Source organism: Hyunsoonleella pacifica, assembly GCF_004310335.1.
In the GTDB taxonomy this organism is placed as follows: domain Bacteria; phylum Bacteroidota; class Bacteroidia; order Flavobacteriales; family Flavobacteriaceae; genus Jejuia; species Jejuia pacifica.
This window is the reverse complement of record NZ_SIRS01000001.1, coordinates 659,676-681,981: the sequence shown is the minus strand read 5'-3', so window position 1 is coordinate 681,981 and position 22,306 is coordinate 659,676. Positions and strand designations below refer to the sequence as shown.

Below are 22,306 nucleotides of genomic sequence, written 5' to 3'. Positions count from 1 at the left end.
AAAATACTAATACACCTAGGATAAACGTTAGTAATTTGTATTTTTGCTTAAACTAAGGCATATCAATGGCGAAGAGAACCAAAACTAAAAAACCTACTAAACCAAAATTAAAAAAACCAAGCTTTAAGTTGTCTAGTCAACAAAAGCTAGTTTTTGGCAGTTTTTTGGTAATTTTTGGTATTATTCTCTGTATATCTTTTATATCATTTTTCTTTACTGGTAAGGCCGATCAAAGTGCGCTTTCAGAATTTGCATCACGTAATGTTGAAACCAAAAATTGGTTAAGCAAAATTGGTGCGTGGTTGAGTTATTTCTTCATCCACCGCGGATTTGGGGTAGCTGCTTTTATTATATCTGGTTTAGTGTTTCTATCTGGTATATATGTATTGATGGATATTAAAAAGAGTAAACTAAGAAAACATTGGTTTTGGGGTATTTTAATAATGATTTGGCTTTCGATTAGTTTAGGTTTCTTTTCTTCAAAACATGATATTTTGGGAGGTACTATTGGTTTTGAAGTCAATAGATTTTTACAAGATTACATTGGTAAAATTGGCACTGTACTATTGTTGATTTTGGGCTTTATTACCTATCTGGCTATGCGATTTAAAGTAACTTTTGAAAGTTTTAAGCGCTTATTTTCAAATGCCAAAAAAGATATTAAAAATGAGTTTTCTGAATTAAAGGAAGACACCTTTGTTGTAGACAATAACTTATCAGAAGAAGCTGAAGCTATAAAAAGTGCGTTTGATATACCTCTAGATAATAGTCCGAAAGAAAAGGTTGTAAAGCAACAAGAAATACCTGTTAAAGAAACAACACCAATCGAAGTTAAAATTGCTGAACCCGAGCCTGAAGAAGATACTGAACTAGAGATAAAAGTTGAAACCGTTAAAGAAGAAATTACAGAAACGGATAACTTAGCTAATAAACTTGTTGAAGATTTTGGTTTATATGATCCAACTTTAGAATTAGGCAATTATCAATTTCCGCATATTGACTTGTTAAAAAAATACGACACTGAGGGCATTACTATTAATCAAGATGAGCTTGAGGAAAATAAAAACCGAATTGTTGATACTTTAAATAATTATAAAATAGGAATTTCCAGCATTAAGGCAACCATTGGTCCCACAGTAACACTATATGAAATTGTTCCTGAAGCTGGTATTCGCATTTCAAAAATTAAAAACCTAGAAGACGACATTGCATTATCACTCTCTGCACTAGGTATTCGTATTATTGCACCTATTCCTGGTAAAGGCACCATTGGTATTGAAGTGCCTAACAAAAATGCAACTATCGTATCTATGCGATCGGTAATTGCATCTAAGAAGTTTCAGGAATCTAAAATGCAGCTACCAATAGCTTTAGGTAAAACAATTAGTAACGAAACATTAGTTGTAGATTTAGCAAAAATGCCACACCTATTAATGGCTGGTGCTACAGGACAAGGTAAATCTGTAGGTTTAAATGCAGTATTAACATCTCTACTTTACAAAAAACACCCAGCTGAAGTTAAGTTTATTTTAGTAGATCCTAAAAAAGTTGAATTAACGCTTTTTAATAAGATAGAAAGACACTATTTAGCTAAATTACCTGATAGTGAAGAAGCTATCATTACAGATAATACTAAAGTTATCAATACATTAAACTCTTTATGTATTGAAATGGATAATCGCTATGAGCTTCTTAAAAACGCTATGTGTAGAAACATAGCTGAATATAACAGTAAGTTTAAAGCTAGAAAACTAAACCCAAATGATGGTCATCAATTCTTACCTTATATTGTTTTAGTAGTAGATGAGTTTGCAGATTTAATTATGACTGCAGGTAAAGAAGTAGAAACCCCTATTGCCCGTTTAGCACAATTGGCAAGAGCAATTGGTATTCATTTAATTATAGCTACACAACGCCCATCTGTTAATGTGATTACAGGTATAATAAAAGCCAATTTCCCTGCGCGTATTGCATTTAGAGTTACTTCTAAAATAGATTCAAGAACAATTTTAGATGGTGCTGGGGCAGATCAACTTATTGGTCGTGGTGATATGTTGTATACACAAGGTAACGATATGATTCGTATACAATGTGCCTTTGTTGATACGCCAGAAGTAGAAAAGATTACTGAGTTTATTGGTGCTCAAAAAGCATATCCAGATGCCTATATGCTACCAGAATATATTGGTGAAGAAAGTGGCACAAGTCTTGATATAGATATAGAAGATAGAGATAAGTTGTTTAAAGATGCAGCCATTGTAATTGTAACAGCACAACAAGGCTCGGCATCTCTATTACAACGTAAACTTAAATTGGGATATAATAGAGCTGGTCGTTTAATTGATCAATTAGAAGCTGCCGGTATTGTTGGTCCTTTTGAAGGAAGTAAAGCTAGGCAAGTATTAGTACCAGATTTGGCATCTCTTGACGAGCTATTAGAAAATGAAAATATGTAATTTTGTATTAAATAAAAAAATGAAAAAGCTAATTACCATAATATGTGTTGTATTTGTAACCTTTTCTGGGTTTTCTCAAAACAAAGGAAAAACTCTATTAAGTGAAGTTTCCGAAAAGGTAAAAGGCTATGATAACATAGCTATAGATTTTAAATATATTCTAGAAAATACCGCAGAAAACATAAAACAAGAAACTCGAGGAGATGTTGTTTTAGAAGGCGAAAAATACAAATTAAATATCCTTGGTATTACTCGTCTTTATGATGGAAAAACACTTTATACTATAAGTCCAGAAGACGAAGAAGTAACTATAACATCACAAACTGAAGATGAGATTGATGCGATTACTCCAAGTAAAATGCTTTCTTTTTATGAAGATGGTTACACCTATGATATGGACATTGTTCAAAATATAAAAGGCAGAAAAATTCAATATGTAAAGCTTACTCCAATTGATTCAAATTCTGAAATTGATTATATACTTTTGGGAATTGATGCCACTACAAAACACATCTATAATTTAATACAGGTAGGTAAAAATGGTACTAAAACGACCTTAACCGTTAATTCTTTTAAAACGAATGAGCTATTATCAAAAACCTTATTTACCTTTGATGAAGATAAATATCAAGATTATTACATCAATAAAATTGATTAGGTAGTCTTACCCTCGTGAAAATTCTAGATCGCTACATACTTACCACATACCTTAGAACATTTTTAAGTGTATTCTCTATTTTGCTATTGATTTTTGTTTTGCAAATGATATGGCTATACATAAAAGAGTTGGCTGGGAAAGACTTAGATTTAAATACTATCCTAAAGTTTATTATCTATGGTTTACCTAAATTAATCCCATTAGTATTACCACTTACCATATTACTAACATCCATTATGGTGTTTGGGAATTTTGCAGAAAACTACGAGTTTGCTGCCATGAAATCTACTGGTATTTCTTTGCAGCGTGCAATGGCCAGTTTGGGAGTATTTATTGTATCACTAGGTTTCGTTGCATTTTGGTTTTCTAACAATGTAATTCCATGGGGAGAGTATAATTTTTTCAACTTAAGAAAAAATTTAGCTAAGGTTAAACCCTCTATGGCAATAGCCGAAGGACAATTTAATGAAATAGAATCAACAGCTTACAATATTAAAGTTGCAAAAAAGTCAGGAGATAGAGGGCAATTTTTAGAAGATGTAGTAATTCATGAAAAAGGCAATCGTGGATTAAAAAACACAACTACAATTACTGCAAAAACAGGAGAATTAGTAAGTAGTGAAAACTCTAATGTTTTAAAACTGATATTATATAATGGCAATTATTACAAAGATGTTTTACCTAAAAAGTTAAAAGAAAAGAAAAAACATCCTTTCGCTAAAAGTAGTTTTGAAGTTTATACTATGAATATTGATTTATCTAATCTTAACAAGGTAGATATAGATGATAAATCCTATTCAAATAAATATAGCATGCTTAATATTTCTGAGTTGGATTATACTATTGATTCACTCACAATAAAGCATGACAAAACAATGAATGATTTTAGCAATGTGATGTACCAACGATCTAGCATTGATAAATCTATTAAACCACTACAAGCACTTGATTCTCAGGAAGACTTCTCTCAAGAAGGTTTAAATAACAGCAAAAATAAATTAGAAAAAAACAGAAAAAAAGCTCGAAAAAAGACTATTTTATTAGACTCTGTCTACTCAGGTAAATTAACTGATTTATTTAGCAATAAAAAAAACTCTCAAATTGTTACTAATGCTATAAGTGCCATTAATAGTATAGATCAACTTTTTAAAAATAAAGAAGAGCCGCTTGAAAGAGAAATAAAGTGGTATAATAGACACATCATTTCCTTTCATGAAAAATTAGCACTCCCTTTTGCTTGTATTATATTATTTTTCGTTGGTGCCCCGCTTGGAGCCTTAATAAGAAAAGGAGGGATTGGGTTACCAATGGTTATTGCTATTTTGTTATTTTTAACGTATCACTTTATTGGTATTTTCGCAATGAATAGTGCTAAAAATGGTGGCTTTAATCCTATTTTGGCAAGTTGGTTTTCTACACTAATCATGCTTCCATTAAGTGTGTTTTTAACAATACGTGCAACTGCCGACAAAGGACTTTTTGATTTTGATAGCATTACTGTTCCTCTCAAAAAATTCTTTAGAATTAAAGAAAAAGACAAAGAAAGTTTTAAATTTTTGACATCATTTACTAATGATAAGCTTTTTGATGCTGTTGCTAATTACGAAAGCTTAGGCTATTCTGAAGCTACAAGATATGAAGCCATCCAATTATTGAATAATAGAGAAGTTTCTACACAAGAACTTCAAGAAAAAGGTTTATTTAAACATAACGATTTTAAAACTTCCCAAAACATTTCAAAAGATTATAAGGATCATTCAAAATTCTCAATTACACTCTACATTATTGGTGTTGTATTATTAATACTGTTCTTTGTATTTAAAAACAACAAATTACCTTCTTTAGAGTCTGCATCTATTCAACTAAGTGTAGTTTCTCTTGTTTTGTTTATCATATATTACATAAAATCTATTGTTAATATTAATGCATTCTACAAGCATATTAACAGCCCTAAAAGATACCCTAATATATTCTTACTTGTGATTGGGATAGTATTGTACATGATTACTTTCGTTTTTTTAAGGCATAAAATGAAGGAAGACTTAAAGCAAAATTGTTTAGATAGTTTAAAATAAGCAATATCTTTGCAGTATGATAGTAGAACCTATGACTACAGAAAGCACCACAAAATTTAAGTTAAATACTATTCATGATGCCATTGAGGATATCCGAAAAGGTAAAGTGATTATTGTTGTTGATGACCAAAATAGAGAGAATGAAGGAGATTTTGTGGCTGCAGCCGAAAAAGTGACTCCTGAGATGATAAATTTCATGGCTACACACGGAAGAGGTTTAATATGCGCACCACTTACTGAAAATAGATGTAAAGAGCTTGAGTTAAATATGATGGTAAGTAATAATACCGATCCTATGGAAACGGCTTTTACTGTATCTGTTGATTTGAGAGGTAATGGTGTTACTACTGGAATTTCTGCAAGCGATAGATCTAAAACAGTGAAAGCACTTATCAATAACGATACAAAATCTTTTGAATTGGCAAGGCCAGGACATATTTTTCCGTTAGTTGCTAAAGAAGGTGGTGTTTTGCGACGAACAGGACATACAGAAGCAGCTATAGACTTTGCAAGATTAGCTGGTTTAGAACCTGCAGGAGTTATTGTTGAAATAATGAATGAAGATGGTTCAATGGCAAGGTTGCCTCAGCTAATTGAAGTGGCTAAAAAGTTTGATCTTAAAATTGTTTCTATTGAAGATTTAGTAGCATATCGCATGCAACACGATTCTCTTATCGAGAAAAAAGAAGACTTTGAAATTCATACACGTTTTGGTAGTTTTAGATTACGCGCTTATAAACAAACTACTAATAATCAAATACATATTGCACTCACAAAAGGACAGTGGAAAAATAATGAACCTGTATTAACACGTATAAATTCAACTTTAATAAATAATGATATTCTAGGAACCCTTACCAATAATGTTGATGAGCAACTAAATACCATGTTTAAAGCTGTTAATGATTTTGGAAAAGGTGCCATTATATTTATTAATCAAGAAGTACAGGCTACTAATATTTTAAATCGTTTAGAATTTTTAAAAAACAATCAAAAAGACAACGAGGTTTTAAAAGCTCCTAGGATAAATATGGATACTCGCGATTTTGGTATTGGTGCTCAAATACTTCATGATTTAGATATTCATAAACTACGATTAATCTCAAATAGTGCGCAAACTAAGCGAGTTGGAATGATTGGTTATGGTTTAGAAATTGTAGAATATGTTAAATATTAAAAAGAGGAGTTCAAAACAAGATATTGCCACTCCCCTTTTTTCAATTAATAGCATCTTTATTCCAAAATAATTCTTTTTGTCACAGACGTTTTATTATTTAATAGCTTAAGTAAATAAACCCCAGCGTTTAAACTTTGTACATTTACTATTTTAGTATTTTTAGCTTCCAAAACTTTATACCCTAAAACATTGTATAATTCAATTTTATCGATTTGTTTCTGAGTTGAAATAGTAACAAAATCTGTTGCTGGATTAGGATACACTTTTATGGTCTCACTTTCAAACAAATTAGTACTTAAAGGTACTGCCATAGAATAATTCATTTCTTCTTTATAATAGGGTTCCCAAGCAGAAGATATCCAACTGTAAAAAATGTATTCCGTTTTATTATCATTTGCATCATAAGTACTTGTTTCCCTATCACTGTTTATCCAGTTACTTCCACTTCTATATTGTTGAATATGCTCATTATCCTTTTCAATTGATATCGTGTAATACGTTAAATAACGTTCAAAAAGTTCCCAGTTACCACCATTTAATTGCTCAGTTATAAGTTCTCTTAGACCTGAAGTATAATTAGCTGCACCACGTTCGTCTAACTCCCACATATTAGTAGATGTATTCCACTCAAAATCATCCTCAGTAGCTGGCTGCCCTGATGAATTATAAGTATATTCATATTTTTGGAAATTAATAAGAGTACCGCTACTGCCATCTTGGAATGTTATTTTAGTAATATCTGCTCCAGAATACTCATATAATACCTTAAATGTATTGTATCCCACATTAAAACTATAAGTTGTAATATCTTTAATATTACTTGTACCAGAATAGTAAGTATATGTATCCCTAGAAGCATCTTCCCATTGTGTCATACTAATATTCCAAGTTTGTTTTAAGTCTGATATTATATTATTATTTACATCATAAGTTTTTGTATGCCTATATTGATTATTACCTGAAGGAAATGAAGTGCCTATTATACTGGTTTCTTTATTACCTCCATTATTATAGGTATAAGTTTCTGTGGTATTTTGCACCCAAATATCATTGAAATCATCATAAGAATAAATTCGTTTTTCGTCAAGCTTGTACGTTTGCGAAGATGTAACATTAAAAAATAGAAAGTAGACTATGAATATTAAGAATCGTAAAAATTGTTTCATGATTAATAGCTTTATAAGGTTTATATAGCTACATCGAAACAGTTCTAAAATGTGAGCATTTTAACGTGATTCCTATTGGTTACTATTGCTTCAGGAGTTTCTTTGCTGTAATCTTATTTTTAGAGTATATAAAAATTAAATAAACACCTTTTGACAAGTTTGATATTTCAATTGAATCTATTGATTCTTTCTGAGTTATCACTTTATTTCCTAATAAAGTATAAATCTCAATTTTATCAACTTTTTGGGTTGACTCTACATGTAATGTATCACTAGCTGGATTGGGGAAGATTTTAAAAGGATTTAATTCATTTTTATTTACACTTAATCCTAGATTTTGATAAACCCTTACATAGTCAATTACCATGCTACTTTGAGTAAAACTAGGGTCTATAGCGCCTGATATGCCCCCCATAGCTATGTTTAAAATAAGATATTGTTCAGCATCAAATGGCCATGTATTATTGTCTCTAACTGCTGGTTTATAGGTATAATATGCTATATCATCTACTAGAAATGTTATTTGGTTTGGAGACCAATTCATAGAATATACGTGATAATTATTTGCGACATCTGTAAGTTCTTGTGATGCTACATTTACCGTATTTCCAAAACTAGAAGGAGTATGTATTGCGCTAGATGTGTGGTTTACAGCTCCCAAACCGTGTTCCATAATGTCTATTTCTCCGCAGGCTGGCCATGGTGTTGTACCAAAACCTTGTGTTTGCCAATAGGCGCCATTTTCTGTAATATTCTTTCCTAAAGTCCAAATAGCTGGCCACGTACCATCTCCAAATGGTAACTTTGCTTTAACATCTACTCTACCATAGGTAAACGCAAATTTAGAGTTTAGTCTTGCTGAAGTATATTGTTTCGTTTCTCCTTGATCTGTGAAAGATTCTTTTATAGCTACAATATTTAAATTGCCATTTTCTACAAAAGAATTTTCAATACGATTTGTATAATGTTGCACTTCTCCATTAAACCAACTACCGCCAGCTGGTATTTGCGTTTGATGAAACCAATTTGAATTATTTATTGCTGTTTTTCCAGAGGTATTAAACTCATCAAACCAAACCAGATCATTATAAATAACATCTAAGTTATTAGGATTGGTTGGTGTTGATCCATCATCAATATTATCTATTAAATAAGTACCTGCTATTGTACTGCCTCCATCAATAAAAACAGTAAGTTTCTGATAGATTCCTGAAGCATTTATAGGTGTTGTTCCATCAGAACTTAATACTGCGACAGAGAAATCAAAAACTATAGCATTACTCCATCCTGAAGCAGCAATTGTGGTTACAGTTACTTGAACATCTGGGTTAGCGCCTTGTTCTAATTTAAGTGTTACTTGATGCCCATTAGGATCAAATGCATAAAAATCAAGGTGTATTATTTTTTGTAATTCTAAATCTATTGGACGTTCTAAATCTATTGTAAATCCTTGCCAAGGATTAGAGCCATCATTAAAAAATTCTCCTACCATATTTGACACATCTGATGGACTTACTCTTCTAGAAAAACCGCTACCACCAAAGGGTGTAAAATCATCTGATTGGTTAGAAAAACCTATTGGCATTTGCTGACCGAATAAGATTTCTGTAAAGAATAGTAAAATTAAAAACGACCTGATGCTGTTGATACACATAGCTTTATTTTGAAATCATAAAGCTATGGTATTGCTATAGTAACAAAAAATTATTTACCACTACATAAACCATACATAATTTAAATAACAGTTATTTTATAGCAGCTTTGATAACTTGAACCATCTTTTGGGCTCTTGTTTTTATCTCATCATCTGTCCAAGATAGTTTTATTAAGCATGATATGTTTCTACCGATGTAATGATCGCTTTTTTCAAAAGTTTTATGCTTTAGATATTGCAATCCCGCTTTTACTTCTTTTGAAATTGGAAACAGTGATTTTAAATCTTTTAAATGGTTCCATTTACGAATATAATGCCAGTTATTATCATAATAGTTCCAGCAGGCGTCAATGCCATTATCTTTAAATCCTTTTATTACCTTTCTTGTGATGTCTATATCTGGTAAAAAAAAGTTTAGAAACGCACAACTTTCTATACCACCTTCTGGAACAGCTCTAAATGTAACTTCAGGAATTTCACTTAAAGCGTCTCTTATAATGTTGAAGTTTTTTCTTTGAATTTCTAAAAATTCTGGTAATCGTTTAACTTGTGCCAAACCAACTGCTGCGTGCAACTCTGAGATTCTAAAATTATAACCTAGAAAAGGGTGTGTTTCTGCTCCTCTGTCATTTCCTATATGGTCGTGCCCATGATCACTGTAATGATCTGCATTTACATAATACTGTTTATTATTTGTTACCACAGCACCACCCTCACCACAGGTAATTGTTTTTACAAAATCGAATGAGAAGCAACCCAAATCTCCTATACTGCCTAAAGGCTTACCTTTATAAGTACCTCCAATAGCCTGACAGGCATCTTCTACCACTAGTAAATTATGTGTTTTTGCTACTTTTTGTATCGCATCCATATCTGCCATACTACCACACATTTGTACGACCATAATGGCTTTAGTTTTTGGAGTTATAGTTTTTTCTACAGCTCCTGGGTTTAATCCCAAAGTATCATCTACATCTACCAAAACTGGAATAGCTCCTAATAGCATTATGGCTTCAAAACTTGCAACAAATGTAAATGTTGGCATGATTACTTCGTCTCCTGCTCCAACACCTGCTGAAGCTAATGCTACTGAAACTGCTGCAGTACCACTTGATACTAACTGTACATGTTTGGATTGGAATGTGGTTTGTAGCTCTTGCTCTAATTCTTTGGCTTTCCAATGGCCTTTACGCATGCCATCAAAGCCATAGCGCATAATAACACCATTGTCTAATACATCATTTACTTGTTCTTTCTCTAAATCTCCAAATAATTCAAATCCTGGCATAAGTTTCTTTAATTTATCCTAACCCGCGTTAGGGATTGTAACGGCAGCTTTTGGTCCTGCCTATAGCGGGAAACCAAAACTATTAATGGAAAGCCCGACCCTTGTGGGAACACCCCGATAATTTATAATTCTATTACGGCTTCGGTTATTGGTTTTCTTACTTTTTTAAATTCTGAAAACATATCGTCTTTTGCTCTGTACCCCACTGGTAGTAGTAATACTGACTTAAGGCCTTTGGCTTCTAAATTTAATATTTCGTTAAATTTTTGAGGTACAAATCCTTCCATTGGGCAGGCATCTATATGTTCTATCGCACAAACCGTCATTAAATTGCCTAATGCTATATATGCTTGATTTGTGGACCATTTCTGTCGCTCCTCGATAGACATTTTACTCATCATATCTAACAATCCATCTCTATAGGGTTTTAGAATGTTTTCGGGTGTTTCCCTGATATCTTTTATATTATCATAATATTGGTTGACGTCTGCAGTTAAAATATTTTCTTGTATGCAAATAACTAATAAATGTGATGCATCTACAACTTGACTTTGGTTGTAGGAGTGTTTTACAAGCTTTAATCTTAACGTCTTATCTTTTATTACAAGCATTTTTATGGTTTGTAAACCGTAGGAGGTTGCGGTTAAATTAAATGCTTGTTTTAAGATATCTAATTTATCGTTGGGTAAGGTTTTAGTGTCGTCGAACTTTTTAGTGGCATATCGCCATTGTAACTGTTCTATAATATTGGACATTGCTACTTGTTTTGCACAAAAATACGGTTTGAAAATATCTTTTTCTCATAAACTGATATAAAATAAAGCAATGGTAAAATGGTGTAAATTTATTTTAAAAAGTTTTGCTTTTATTTGAAAGAATTAAAAAAGGGTTCTATATTTGCACCCGCATTCAGGCAAATAGCTTGATGAGGCACTCAAGGAGAAATGGCAGAGTGGTCGAATGCGGCAGTCTTGAAAACTGTTGAGGGTCACACCTCCGGGGGTTCGAATCCCTCTTTCTCCGCAAAACAAAACCTACAACAAAAGTTGTAGGTTTTTTATTTTCATAGGTATAGATGAATGTATTTAAAATGTTCTATCTGGATGGAAAGGAAGTAAATCCAGAGTTGTCTTTTTATTCGCAATAATTTCAGAAACTAGTTTTCCTGTTGCAGGTCCTAAACTCCACCCCATCATAGCATGTCCTGATGCTATAGTTAAATTAACACATTTTGACGATTTACCAATATATGGCAAGCCATCTGGGGAACATGGTCGTAAACCACAATCTACTTTTGCCTTCTCTTCATCATTAATTTCAAGATTATTGTAATACGATTTTGCAGCGTTTGCAATAGCGTTAACTCTTACTGGATTAATATCGTGATTAATACCAGCAATTTCCATAGTACCTGCAAAACGTGTAAACCCTTTCATAGGTGTAACTGCCACTTTAGATTCACATAAAATTGCTGGAATAGTAATATTAGTATGACGCTCCACATTTATTCTATAGCCTTTTCCTGCTTGAATTGGTATTTTTAACCCTAACTTTTTAGTAAGTAGAGGGCTCCAACTGCCAGCAGCTAAAACAACCTCGTCACAGACTATTTCTTGATTGTCTGTAATTACTTTTGAGATTTTATCATTTGATATAGAGATGTCAATAACTTTTTCATTTGCATGGATTACAACACCATTAGATTTTAAATAATAAAGCATTTGATTCATAAAATCATGAGGCGTCATATGTGCATCAGAATGATAATAAATGGCCCCTTTAATATTCAAATTTGCCTTAGGTTCTATTTTTCCAACTTCTTTCAACGACAAGTTTTCAACTTTTAAACCTTCTTTAATCCCTCGTTGCCCTATCTTCCATTCTTCTTCCCCTACTTTATCTGTCTTATAGCACATTAAAAGTCCTTTTTTTTCAAAATGAAAATTAAAGTCTTCTGAATTGTTTATCTCCTTGTATAATTCTCTACTTAATATGTTGATATCCTTTATTGGCTTTATCGCTTTTTCAACTTTGACAGCTGTTGCAGATTTTCTAAACGCTAAAGACCATTTTAAAAAATCAATATCAAATCTTGGTTTTATATACAAGGGGCTTGCAGGATTAAACATCCATTTAAGTCCTTTGGAAATCATACCTGGAGCAGCCAAAGGCATAAAATGACTTGGCGTAATATAACCTGCATTAACGTAAGATGCTCCTGATGAAAAATTTGATTTATCTATTACTGTAACTTGATGACCTTCTTTTTGTAAATAATATGCACTGCTTAATCCTATTATACCACCTCCAATAATAATTACATTTTTGCTCATAAATTAATTAGATTACTTGAAATCCATGAGCATAAGGATCATCATCATCAATTACAATAGTGTTGTATCCAAAAACTTTTGCCCAACCCTGAATGCTTGGTATAATTGCCGGTTTACCGTTTAATGTTACCTCTTCTTCTACACGACCAATAAATTTGCTACCAATAAAACTCTCATGTATAAAATCTTCTCCAATTTTAAGTGTCCCTTTGGCATGACGTTGAGCCATAACTGCTGATGTTCCAGTACCACACGGACTTCTATCTATAGCTTTATCTCCATAAAAAACAGCGTTTCTTGCTGTTGATGTTGAATCTATTGGTTTTCCTGTCCATAATATATGAGATACATCTCTTATAGTATCATTTTCTGGATGAATAAACATAGCTGGATATTTATCATTGATTCTTTTACGAAGTATTTGAGAATATTGAATAATCTTTCCAGCAGAAAAATCATGAACACCAGAAAAGTTTTTTTGAGGGTCTACAATAGCGTAATAATTTCCGCCATAAGACACATCAAAAGTTAATTCTCCTAACTCAGGACAATCAACTGTTAAGCCTTCAGCAGCTAAGTAACTTTTAACGTTGGTTAAACGCACCCAATCTACTTTATTACCTGTTTGTCCATATTCAATATTTACTAGACCAGCAGGTGCCTCCATTTTAATTTTCCCTGGAACTTTTGGTGTTATTAAACCCTCTTCAATAGCTATGGTTATAGTGCCTATAGTTCCATGACCACACATGGGTAAACAACCCGAAGTTTCTATAAACAAAATAGAAAAATCGTTTTCTGAGTTGTGTGGTGGATATAATATACTACCACTCATCATATCATGTCCACGAGGCTCAAACATTAAACCTTTTCGAATCCAATCGTAGTCCTTTAAAAAGTGCTGACGTTTTTCGCTCATGGTGCTCCCTATTAAATTAGGACCACCTTCTTTAATAACCCTTACTGGGTTTCCACAAGTATGTGCATCAATACAAACAAAGGTATTTCTACTCATTTTATTCTACAACAATCTTATTTAGTTTTTAAAGCTTCTGGTAATAATTCATTTGGAAACGATTGGTAGCTAACTGGACGTACCCAACGTTTTATTGAATTTGTTCCTACTGCTGTAAACCTAGAATCAGTTGATGCAGGATATGGGCCACCGTGCTGCATTGAGGGGCAAACCTCAACACCTGTTGGTACTCCATTAAATATAATTCTACCTACTCTATTTTCTAATGCATCAACAATATCGTGAAGGTTTACATAATCTTCTTTTTCAGCTAAAATGGTTCCTGTTAACTGCCCTTCCAGTCCATTTATAATAGCTATAAGTTCAGCTTCATCTTTAGCTCTAACTACTAAAGAAAAAGGTCCAAAAACTTCTTGATGTAATTTAGGGTTTGCTAAAAAATCTTTTCCTGATACGCTTAATATTTGCGATGCTGCATAATTATCTTCTAAAGTATCTGTAATTTTTGCTATAACTTCTGCTCCTTTTTGAGATGATACGTTTTTACTATTTTCTACAAACCCACTTTTAATATTTGGATGAAGCATACATTGCGCATCAATCGCTACTGTTTTTTTTGCCAAATCATTTATAAACAGCTGTGTTTTATCACTTTCGATAGTTAAAATTAAACCTGGGTTGGTACAAAACTGACCTACTCCTAAAGTAATAGAACCTGCGTATGTAGCTGCTATTTGTTCTGATCTATTTTCTATAGCTTTTGGTGTTATAATTACAGGGTTTATACTTCCCATTTCTGCAAATACCGGTATAGGTTCTTTTCGTTTTGCTGCTATATCAAATAATGCTCTACCTCCTGAAATACTTCCTGTAAAACCCACTGCTTTTATTTTTGGGTGCTTTACTAAAGCTGCTCCTACAGTTTTACCACGCCCCATAATATTAGAAAACACACCATTTGGCATGCCTGTTTTTTCTATTGCTTTAACAATAGCAGAAGCAACTAACTCTGCTGTACCAGAATGCATTTCGTGTACTTTTACAATTACTGGACAACCTGCAGCTAATGCACTTGCTGTATCTCCTCCAGCGGTTGAAAAAGCTAAGGGAAAGTTACTTGCACCAAAAACAACTACAGGGCCTAGAGGAATTGATGTACGACGCAAATCATCTTTTGGAAACGGTTCTCTATCTGGATTTGCTGCATCAAAACTATTTTCACGCCAATCTTCTTTAGAAACCAAATCGGCAAAAGAACGCAATTGAAAAATAGTTCTACCACGTTCGCCTATTGCTCTGCCTTCAGGTAAACCAGATTCAGACATATAAGTATCTATCAATTCTTGGTCTATTGCTAAAATCTCATCTGCGATTGTATTTAAAAATTCAGCTCTTTTTTGTCCAGAAACTTTTCTGTAATCTTTAAATGCTGACCATGCTAATTGAACAGCTTCATCAATTTCATCATCAGTCGCTTCGTAAAATAGTATCGGATTCACCGTGTTAAGCTTTGGGTTAATTGTTTTGTGTGTTGTATTTCCTGTGGCTTTTAAAGTGTTACCTATGTAATTTTTTCCTGTTATCATTTTTTTTCCTGATGTTTTATGTTCATAAAATTTTGGACTTTAACTAGTACTATATTAATCAAATCCCAGAGCTTCAAGTCTTTCTTTTGTTAGAGTATATCTTGAACGAACATCATCAATTTGCTGTTGAGTTAATTTCTTTCCAAAGGTGCGAAGTCCTCCATCGACATCATTATGATGAATTCCAAAAGCAAACTTAAGATATTCGAGAAGCAACGGCTTAGAATCCAGATATGAAATGGAATTCATAGCCTGAGAAATTTTATTTGCCTTAGCCCATTCACCATTTGTTACATACTCCTGCATAGTAACACTAGCTTTTGGGAAGATACAACCTACACCTGTAATTCCTCCAGATGCCCCAGCAAGTCCTGCGTGTACAGTTACAGTATCTACACCTGCCAACACTTTTAGATCTTTGTTGGCTAACATCATCGTTTCTATTATTGAAACATCTATAGTCGATATTTTAAGAGCTGTAACATTAGGGAGGATAGCAATTCTTAACAAAAGATCAGTAGAGAGTGCATGATATCCAGCTGCATCAGGATTATTATAAGGCATAATTGTTACTCCTGCACCTCTTGCAGTAGCTTCAGCAAGTTCATAATACGCATACATTTCTTCATCAGAAGGAAGCTCTTTAGTTTTTGGTGGCATTATCATGACTGTATCTACTCCAACAGTAGCTAATCCTTCAACGATTTTCACAAGCTCTTCTTTATTTTCTGCCGCAGCTCCACTAATCAATGGAACATTATATTCTTTAGCAACTTCAGAAAGGGCTTTAAGTAAAGAAAGGCGCTGTTCGGAGGTCAAATAGCTATTCTCACCCAGAGTACCGGAGCCAACAAGTCCTCCCATTTTGCTTCCTCCTTTTCCTTTAACTTTTAAAATACCCGAGGCGTATTTTTGCGTGGCATCAAGATCAATTTCAATGGAGCCGGACTTTGACTCTTTCAACCATGTAAACACAGCTGGCATAACGGTATATCTCCAATCTAAACTATTTGTTTCCATCGTATTTTATTTTGTCTAAAATTATTTAAATAGTTTTTTTGTAAAATTACTCTAAAACCAATCTTCAAAATCAATATCTAATTATCCATATTTAATACTATATTATCCTACATTTATGATTTTTAAATTTTAAAGAGTATTATTTACATATATTTGAAGTTTATGAAAGCGCTACCCTTTAAAATACCAAAGCCTAACCAAGATGCTTTAATCTATCAAGTGGATTTAGGGGTTGCTTTTTATGACAAATTACACCAACATGAAGAAATACAACTAAGTTTAATTGTTGAAGGCGAAGGTGCTTTAATTGTTGGAGACTCTGTAAACTATTATACAAGAGGTAATATTGTAGTTATAGGAAGTAATATACCTCATCTTTTTAAAAGTGATATTACTCGTTTTAAAAACTCTAAAATGATTAGTTTATTTTTTACAAAATCTTCTTTTGGTAATGATTTTTTTGAATTAGAAGAGCTCAAAGAACTAGATCCTTTTTTTAAATCTGCTAAACACGGTTTTGAAGTTACATCCAATTTATATCATATTAAAGATTGTTTTTTTAAGTTAGAAAATGCTAGTAAGTTAGATAGATTCTTAATACTTCTGGAAGTTTTAAAGTTATGTGCTACATCTACTCATAAAAATTTATCTTCATTTGTATCAAATAAAAAATACACAGATAATGAAGGACGAAGAATGCGTAATATATTTGAATATACTATAAACAATTATGAAAAAGAGGTCTCTTTAAAAACTATTGCGGAAGTTGCGAATATGACAAAAAATGCATTCTGTAAATATTTTAAGAAAAGAACCAATAAAACATATTTTCAGTTTTTAAATGAATTACGAATAGAAAACTCTTGTAAACACCTACATAAAAATAAGGATATTTCTATTACAGAAATTGCTGAAAAAGTAGGTTTCAACAATATATCTAATTTCAACCGACAATTTAAAGCTATTAAAAAAATGAGTCCTTCAGAATTTAGAAAAATAAAATATTAAACCAGCTTCAGAGATTAAAAAAAACTAAGTAGGTAAAACTTTTATTTAAATAAAGTTCCACTACACTACTTCATACTTCCCATCTCAAAAATCAATTCTCCGCCTTTAAGAATTTCGTCATGGGTAATATACTTTCTATTTAATACGGTTCCATTTAAATTTACAGATTTTACAATGTAATTATCATCACTTAAGTTTTCTGCTTTTACTTTAAAGGTTTTTCCGTTAGGCAAGTTTATGGTAGCTTCTTCTACTTGCGGTGCCCCTAAAATATACTCGCCTCCTGTAGGGTTTACTGGGTAAAACCCGAGCACTCCAAACATATACCATGCAGACATTTGTCCGCAATCGTCATTTCCCATTAAACCATCTGGTTTGCTATAATAATAATCATCAATTAATGTCTTTATTATTTTATCCGCTTTATGGGGTCTATCGCTGTACTTGTATAGATATGGTACATGATGGCAAGGTTCGTTACCGTGCCAATACTGCCCGTAAGTGCCACGAAGTTCCCAAACCAAAGTACGTACCTCTGGGGTTTCTTTTGAGTAAAACATGGCATCTAGCTTATTACCAAATTCGGTTTTACCTCCCATAATATCTACTAAACCAGGAATGTCATGTAACACATGGAACTGATAATGATAGGCATTACCTTCAGTAAAATCTGAACCTTTCAACCATTCGCCAACAACCTCAGTAGCATCTACATCTTTTTTAAACTCGCCTTTTGCATTTTTTCCTCGCATAAAACCACTTTCTTTATCATACACATTTTTATAAAACGATGCTCTGTTCCTTAAAAATTTGGCTTCTTTGGTTTTGCCTAAGGTTTCAGCTAGTAAAGCACCAGCATAATCATCATAGATATTTTCTAACAAACGGGATACGGTTTCCCTGCCATCATCTATTTTTGATAATTTTACATCATAGGGAATATAACCAAAGGAATCGATGAGTTTTACATGGTTTCGATAGTGTTCTTTTGTTAAGGACGTCCAAACGGCATCGAAAACTTCGTCATCCGTATAGCCTTTTGGTTTTATACCTTTTAAATAGGCGTCTACAATAACGGGTACGGCATGATTACCTATCATGGTATGGGTTTCTTGCCCCCATAATTGCCATCTTGGTAAGTATCTATTAGCTTCTTTTGGGTTTAAGGTATCCACCTTCATATACCTATAACTATCCATCATCGAGGTATTGATATCACTTACCAATTCTGGACTTAAAATGGTATACATAGGTTTGGCCGCACGATAGGTATCCCACAACGAGAGCGTTGAATAATATTTACCACTGGTAGCTTTTTGAACTCCAGAACCAGAACTTCTAAATTGTCCATCTACATCAGCAATGTTATTAGGCTGAATGTATAAATGATACAAACTGGTATAAAATGCTATCTTTTTATCGACTTCGCCTTCTATATCAATTTTCCCTAAAATGTCGTTCCACTTTTTATTTGTACTGGTTCTTACTGCATCAAAACTATCCCATGAAGGAATCTGTGCTTCCAGATTCTTTTTAGCTTCTTCTACCCCTACTGTTGATACGCCTATTTTTACTTCAAGAACAGGGCTATCTCCCATATCAAAATCTAAAATATATCTTGGTGCCTTTTCTTGTTTATTGTCGGGTGGTAACAGTTCGTTTTTATTGGTAATCTTCTTACTAAACTTTATAACATAGTATAAATCCCTTTGCGCCCATTGGCGTGCTTTTCTATAACCACTTAAGGTATAATCGTCTTCAAACTGCTGATACGCGTCTAAAACATTACCTGGTATATCCTTTACATTCCAAGTTACACCATATTGTAAATCTATAAGTAGTTTAGCATCTTTAACGGTGTTATAGGTATATCTGTGGTACGCCACATGTTCGGAAGCTGTAAGTTCTACTTGTACCTTAAAATCGTCTAAATAAACTTTGTAATACCCTGGTATGGCTTCCTCACTTTCTTTTTTATATGTGGATTTATAATTGAATCGTGAATTACTGTTGATGGTATCTGCATTTAGGGGTTGTAATAAAATATCAGACAATGACGGACACCCCACGCCGTTTAAATGTGTTTGTGTAAAACCAATAAGCCAAGGGTCGTTGTACTGATATCCTGCTATATGGTCTGCTTCATAGCCTTTATAGTAGGTGTCATAAGACTCCGGACTCGGTTGCACCATTCCCAAAGGTGTTGTTGCTCCCGGAAATGTATGTCCATCATTTTGTGTGCCTACAAATGGATTTACATACGCTGTATAATCTTCTATCGTCTCTTGGTTACCACATGAAAACACAAATGCAAAAAATAGTAGTGCCATATTCTTTGTTACTGTGTTAAGCCATTCTTTTTTATTCATTTTTTTTCTGATTTAGCAGATGGAACTATCAATCTATCCTATCAATGTTATTATTTTAAAGCATCTCTTAATTTTTCAAGATACCTTTAGTGAGTAAAACTATAGCATACACTTCTGCTTATAGTGGATAGATTCATCTAATTTATGGATATATTATTCACAACTGTATTAGTTAAATTTACCTTATCATTATCATTACTATTGGATTACACATTTTTACAGGAACAAAATCGGCTATCTAATTTAAGGTGGCCGGCTTTATTTTTAGTCATTTATTTTTAACTTTAGCTGAATTTAAAATTAAATGAAAGCATCGTTTTATAAAATCCTTTTCGATGAGGAAACCCCTTTTCGATGTACATATTTAGACAAACCTAGTTTTGATATGCCGTGGCATTTCCACCCTGAGCTAGAATTAACATTAATACTAGAAAGTGAAGGAGTTAGATATATAGGAGACCATACATCCAGATACAAAGCTGGAGATTTAGTTTTGGTAGGCTCTAATTTACCACACATGTGGGTAAATAATAACACAGAGACTCCTAATGCCAACAAAGCTTTAAGTAGAAGCATACGTATTACACTTCAGTTCCCGCCAGATATGATAGATAATATGTTTAAAAAAGCACAGGAATTACAACCCCTAATTCAGCTTTTTACCCTAGCACAAAGAGGCATATCATTTTCCCAAACAACAAGTGAAGAAATTAAACCTCTGTTTCTGGAAATTAACGATAGAACAGGGCTAAGAAAATGGATATCAGTATTTGACTTATTATTTAAATTAACAGAAGCTGAAGGTTATAAATTATTAGCAAGTCCAGGGTATTTACCCCAATTAACAAGAAAAGACCACGGTTTGGTAAATAAGGTGTTTAATCATATTGAAACCCATTTTAAAGATAAAATCACACTACAGGAAATGGCAGATATGGCGTGTTTAACTAAACCTTCGTTCTGCCGTTTATTCAAACAAAAAACAGGAAAAACGTTTTTTGATTTCTTAAATGAATATCGCATAAATCATGCTAAACGTTTACTTTTAGATAATACAAATGAGTCAATAAACACAGTTGCCATCCATTCGGGATTTCCAACAATTCAACATTTCAATAAAAAATTCAAGGAATTAAACAAAGGGCTTACCCCTTCTCAATTTTTAAAAGCCAACGCTAGGTAAACAAATAGCACTTCCTATATAACAAAGGTGTACTAAAATAAAATTATCCCTGATAATAAACGTTAACTTTAAGTAAAATAAAGATTATGTTAAGAAATACAATCATCATTTTCCTTCTCTTCTTAATAGTTTTAACAAAAGGCTATTCTCAAGAAATAGAAACTTTAAGAAAGAAAATTGATAGTATCATAAATACAAAAAGTGCAATTGTTGGAGTTGCAATCAATGGGATTAAAACTAATGACACACTAAGTATTAATGGTCAAAGACACTATCCAATGCAGAGTGTTTTCAAGTTTCCAATTGCGTTGACAATTCTATCTGAAGTAGATAAAGGCAATCTTTCACTTGACCAAAAAATTGAGATTAAGAAAAATGAACTGCTACCTGGACTATGGAGTCCAATAAGAAAAAAATATCCAGAAGGAGCTACACTTACTATTGCAGAAATTATTGAATACACGGTGGCTTTGAGTGACAATGTTGGCTGTGATGTTTTGCTAAAATTGCTCGGAAAACCACAAGTTGTTGAGAATTATTTTTTAAGTCTCGGTTTTAAAGATTTTGCTGTAAAAATAAATGAGGAGACAATGCAGGGCAATTGGGATTTGCAATTTTTAAATTGGACAACACCAAAAGAAGCTAATAAGATTCTGATAACATTTTATGAAAACAAAAATGGGTTGCTTTCCAAAGAGAGCTATGATTTTATTTGGAACATAATGAAAGGAACCAAAACTGGAAAAAACAGATTAAGAGGGCTATTACCAGAAGAAATAATTGTTGCACACAAAACAGGCTCGTCAGGAAAGCATAAAGAAACAGGCATAACTGCAGCAGTAAATAATATTGGAATTGTGTTTTTTCCGAATGGAAAACATCTTACTATAAGTGTTTTTGTGACTGATTCTAAAGAAGATTTTAAAACTAACGAAAAAATAATATCCGACATCTCTAAGGTTGCTTGGGATTATTTTTTGGACGAGTAAGTGATAGTCCAAATATTGAAAATGTCAGCAGGTAACACGATATATAAGTAATAACGGTTTAAATGATAAAACGGAAGTTGAAATATAAAATAAAGGTCAGTGTAAAACCGAAAGTATAGTGAGTAGAAACTCGCTACTACTCACATACAAAACCGTTCCAAATTTCTTTCCTATCTAATAAGACAACATTAACATAGAGTTTCTTTTTAATGTTAATATTGACTCAAATCTAGCAAGTATCATATCATAATCCTAATGCCATAATAGCTAAATTTGTACTTACCAACACTTAATTTCACCAATAAACAAAGCTAAACTAAAGTCTTACCTAAAATTTTATCAAAATTCTTTAAGAATTTTATATTGTA

16 protein-coding genes and 1 tRNA gene are annotated in these 22,306 nt (G+C 32.7%); 8 read left to right on the top strand and 9 right to left on the bottom strand.

Annotated elements, in window-relative coordinates:
* Positions 1 to 65: 65 nt before the first annotated feature.
* From EYD46_RS02595 to ribB, 4 genes are read left to right on the top strand one after another with little or no spacing between them, the layout of a single operon-like run.
* Entirely contained in the window at positions 66 to 2,456 is a 2,391-nt protein-coding gene (locus EYD46_RS02595; RefSeq protein WP_130935487.1) for a DNA translocase FtsK, read from the top strand.
* 19 nt (positions 2,457 to 2,475) lie between these two features.
* On the top strand, positions 2,476 to 3,114 hold the full coding sequence (locus EYD46_RS02590) for a LolA family protein (protein WP_130935486.1): 639 nt from the start codon (positions 2,476 to 2,478) through the stop codon (positions 3,112 to 3,114).
* Between the two features lie 14 nt (positions 3,115 to 3,128).
* Entirely contained in the window at positions 3,129 to 5,189 is a 2,061-nt protein-coding gene (locus EYD46_RS02585) for an LptF/LptG family permease (protein ID WP_130935485.1), read from the top strand.
* A 16-nt stretch (positions 5,190 to 5,205) separates the two neighbouring features.
* Entirely contained in the window at positions 5,206 to 6,366 is a 1,161-nt protein-coding gene (ribB, locus tag EYD46_RS02580) for a 3,4-dihydroxy-2-butanone-4-phosphate synthase (RefSeq protein ID WP_371870103.1), read from the top strand.
* 56 nt (positions 6,367 to 6,422) lie between these two features.
* On the opposite strand, the gene EYD46_RS02575 is transcribed toward ribB, so the two are convergent.
* The 4 genes from EYD46_RS02575 to EYD46_RS02560 form a co-directional block, all read right to left on the bottom strand.
* Positions 6,423 to 7,532, bottom strand: coding sequence for a T9SS type A sorting domain-containing protein (locus EYD46_RS02575; RefSeq protein WP_130935484.1), 1,110 nt, complete (start codon positions 7,530 to 7,532; stop codon positions 6,423 to 6,425).
* Between the two features lie 82 nt (positions 7,533 to 7,614).
* Positions 7,615 to 9,186 (bottom strand): family 16 glycosylhydrolase, encoded by a 1,572-nt coding sequence (locus tag EYD46_RS02570; RefSeq protein ID WP_229731258.1) that lies wholly within the window; start codon positions 9,184 to 9,186, stop codon positions 7,615 to 7,617.
* Between the two features lie 91 nt (positions 9,187 to 9,277).
* The gene (locus EYD46_RS02565) at positions 9,278 to 10,474 is read right to left on the bottom strand and encodes a DegT/DnrJ/EryC1/StrS family aminotransferase (protein WP_130935483.1); all 1,197 of its coding nucleotides are present in this window, start codon (positions 10,472 to 10,474) and stop codon (positions 9,278 to 9,280) included.
* Between the two features lie 122 nt (positions 10,475 to 10,596).
* Positions 10,597 to 11,229, bottom strand: coding sequence for an NAD(P)H-dependent oxidoreductase (locus EYD46_RS02560; RefSeq protein WP_130935482.1), 633 nt, complete (start codon positions 11,227 to 11,229; stop codon positions 10,597 to 10,599).
* A gap of 183 nt (positions 11,230 to 11,412) precedes the next feature.
* Here EYD46_RS02560 and EYD46_RS02555 point away from each other — a divergent pair.
* A tRNA-Ser gene (locus EYD46_RS02555) sits at positions 11,413 to 11,497 on the top strand.
* A gap of 62 nt (positions 11,498 to 11,559) precedes the next feature.
* Here EYD46_RS02555 and EYD46_RS02550 read toward each other — a convergent pair.
* The 4 genes from EYD46_RS02550 to EYD46_RS02535 are packed head-to-tail and all read right to left on the bottom strand — an operon-like array spanning position 11,560 to position 16,389.
* The gene (locus tag EYD46_RS02550) at positions 11,560 to 12,807 is read right to left on the bottom strand and encodes an NAD(P)/FAD-dependent oxidoreductase (protein WP_130935481.1); all 1,248 of its coding nucleotides are present in this window, start codon (positions 12,805 to 12,807) and stop codon (positions 11,560 to 11,562) included.
* A 7-nt stretch (positions 12,808 to 12,814) separates the two neighbouring features.
* On the bottom strand, positions 12,815 to 13,822 hold the full coding sequence (locus EYD46_RS02545; protein WP_130935480.1) for a 4-hydroxyproline epimerase: 1,008 nt from the start codon (positions 13,820 to 13,822) through the stop codon (positions 12,815 to 12,817).
* Between the two features lie 17 nt (positions 13,823 to 13,839).
* The gene (locus EYD46_RS02540; protein ID WP_130935479.1) at positions 13,840 to 15,369 is read right to left on the bottom strand and encodes an aldehyde dehydrogenase (NADP(+)); all 1,530 of its coding nucleotides are present in this window, start codon (positions 15,367 to 15,369) and stop codon (positions 13,840 to 13,842) included.
* 54 nt (positions 15,370 to 15,423) lie between these two features.
* Complete coding sequence (locus EYD46_RS02535; protein ID WP_130935478.1) at positions 15,424 to 16,389, bottom strand: dihydrodipicolinate synthase family protein; 966 nt, start codon at positions 16,387 to 16,389, stop codon at positions 15,424 to 15,426.
* Positions 16,390 to 16,551: 162 nt separating this feature from the next.
* Between EYD46_RS02535 and EYD46_RS02530 the strand changes: the two genes are divergently transcribed.
* Positions 16,552 to 17,397 carry an AraC family transcriptional regulator gene (locus EYD46_RS02530; RefSeq protein WP_130935477.1) on the top strand — a complete coding sequence of 282 codons (846 nt, stop codon included), beginning with the start codon at positions 16,552 to 16,554 and terminating at the stop codon, positions 17,395 to 17,397.
* A gap of 65 nt (positions 17,398 to 17,462) precedes the next feature.
* Here the strand turns inward: EYD46_RS02530 and EYD46_RS02525 are convergent, their stop codons facing one another.
* Positions 17,463 to 19,766, bottom strand: coding sequence for a GH92 family glycosyl hydrolase (locus EYD46_RS02525; protein ID WP_130935476.1), 2,304 nt, complete (start codon positions 19,764 to 19,766; stop codon positions 17,463 to 17,465).
* A 304-nt stretch (positions 19,767 to 20,070) separates the two neighbouring features.
* Between EYD46_RS02525 and EYD46_RS02520 the strand changes: the two genes are divergently transcribed.
* Together EYD46_RS02520 and bla are read left to right on the top strand one after the other, a co-directional pair.
* A complete protein-coding gene (locus tag EYD46_RS02520) occupies positions 20,071 to 20,949 on the top strand; it encodes an AraC family transcriptional regulator (protein ID WP_130935475.1) in 879 nt (292 codons plus the stop codon).
* Between the two features lie 77 nt (positions 20,950 to 21,026).
* Complete coding sequence (gene bla / locus EYD46_RS02515) at positions 21,027 to 21,938, top strand: class A beta-lactamase, subclass A2 (RefSeq protein WP_130935474.1); 912 nt, start codon at positions 21,027 to 21,029, stop codon at positions 21,936 to 21,938.
* The last annotated feature ends 368 nt before the right edge of the window (positions 21,939 to 22,306 follow it).

Bases quoted from the DNA above. Each gene is read 5' to 3' on its own strand.
- EYD46_RS02595 (WP_130935487.1), top strand. From the start codon at position 66: ATGGCGAAGAGAACCAAAACTAAAAAACCTACTAAACCAAAATTAAAA.
- EYD46_RS02590 (WP_130935486.1), top strand. From the start codon at position 2,476: ATGAAAAAGCTAATTACCATAATATGTGTTGTATTTGTAACCTTTTCT.
- ribB (WP_371870103.1), top strand. From the start codon at position 5,206: ATGATAGTAGAACCTATGACTACAGAAAGCACCACAAAATTTAAGTTA.
- EYD46_RS02575 (WP_130935484.1), bottom strand. From the start codon at position 7,532: ATGAAACAATTTTTACGATTCTTAATATTCATAGTCTACTTTCTATTT.
- EYD46_RS02570 (WP_229731258.1), bottom strand. From the start codon at position 9,186: ATGTGTATCAACAGCATCAGGTCGTTTTTAATTTTACTATTCTTTACA.
- EYD46_RS02565 (WP_130935483.1), bottom strand. From the start codon at position 10,474: ATGCCAGGATTTGAATTATTTGGAGATTTAGAGAAAGAACAAGTAAAT.
- EYD46_RS02560 (WP_130935482.1), bottom strand. From the start codon at position 11,229: ATGTCCAATATTATAGAACAGTTACAATGGCGATATGCCACTAAAAAG.
- EYD46_RS02550 (WP_130935481.1), bottom strand. From the start codon at position 12,807: ATGAGCAAAAATGTAATTATTATTGGAGGTGGTATAATAGGATTAAGC.
- EYD46_RS02545 (WP_130935480.1), bottom strand. From the start codon at position 13,822: ATGAGTAGAAATACCTTTGTTTGTATTGATGCACATACTTGTGGAAAC.
- EYD46_RS02540 (WP_130935479.1), bottom strand. From the start codon at position 15,369: ATGATAACAGGAAAAAATTACATAGGTAACACTTTAAAAGCCACAGGA.
- EYD46_RS02535 (WP_130935478.1), bottom strand. From the start codon at position 16,389: ATGGAAACAAATAGTTTAGATTGGAGATATACCGTTATGCCAGCTGTG.
- EYD46_RS02530 (WP_130935477.1), top strand. From the start codon at position 16,552: ATGAAAGCGCTACCCTTTAAAATACCAAAGCCTAACCAAGATGCTTTA.
- EYD46_RS02525 (WP_130935476.1), bottom strand. From the start codon at position 19,766: ATGAATAAAAAAGAATGGCTTAACACAGTAACAAAGAATATGGCACTA.
- EYD46_RS02520 (WP_130935475.1), top strand. From the start codon at position 20,071: ATGAAAGCATCGTTTTATAAAATCCTTTTCGATGAGGAAACCCCTTTT.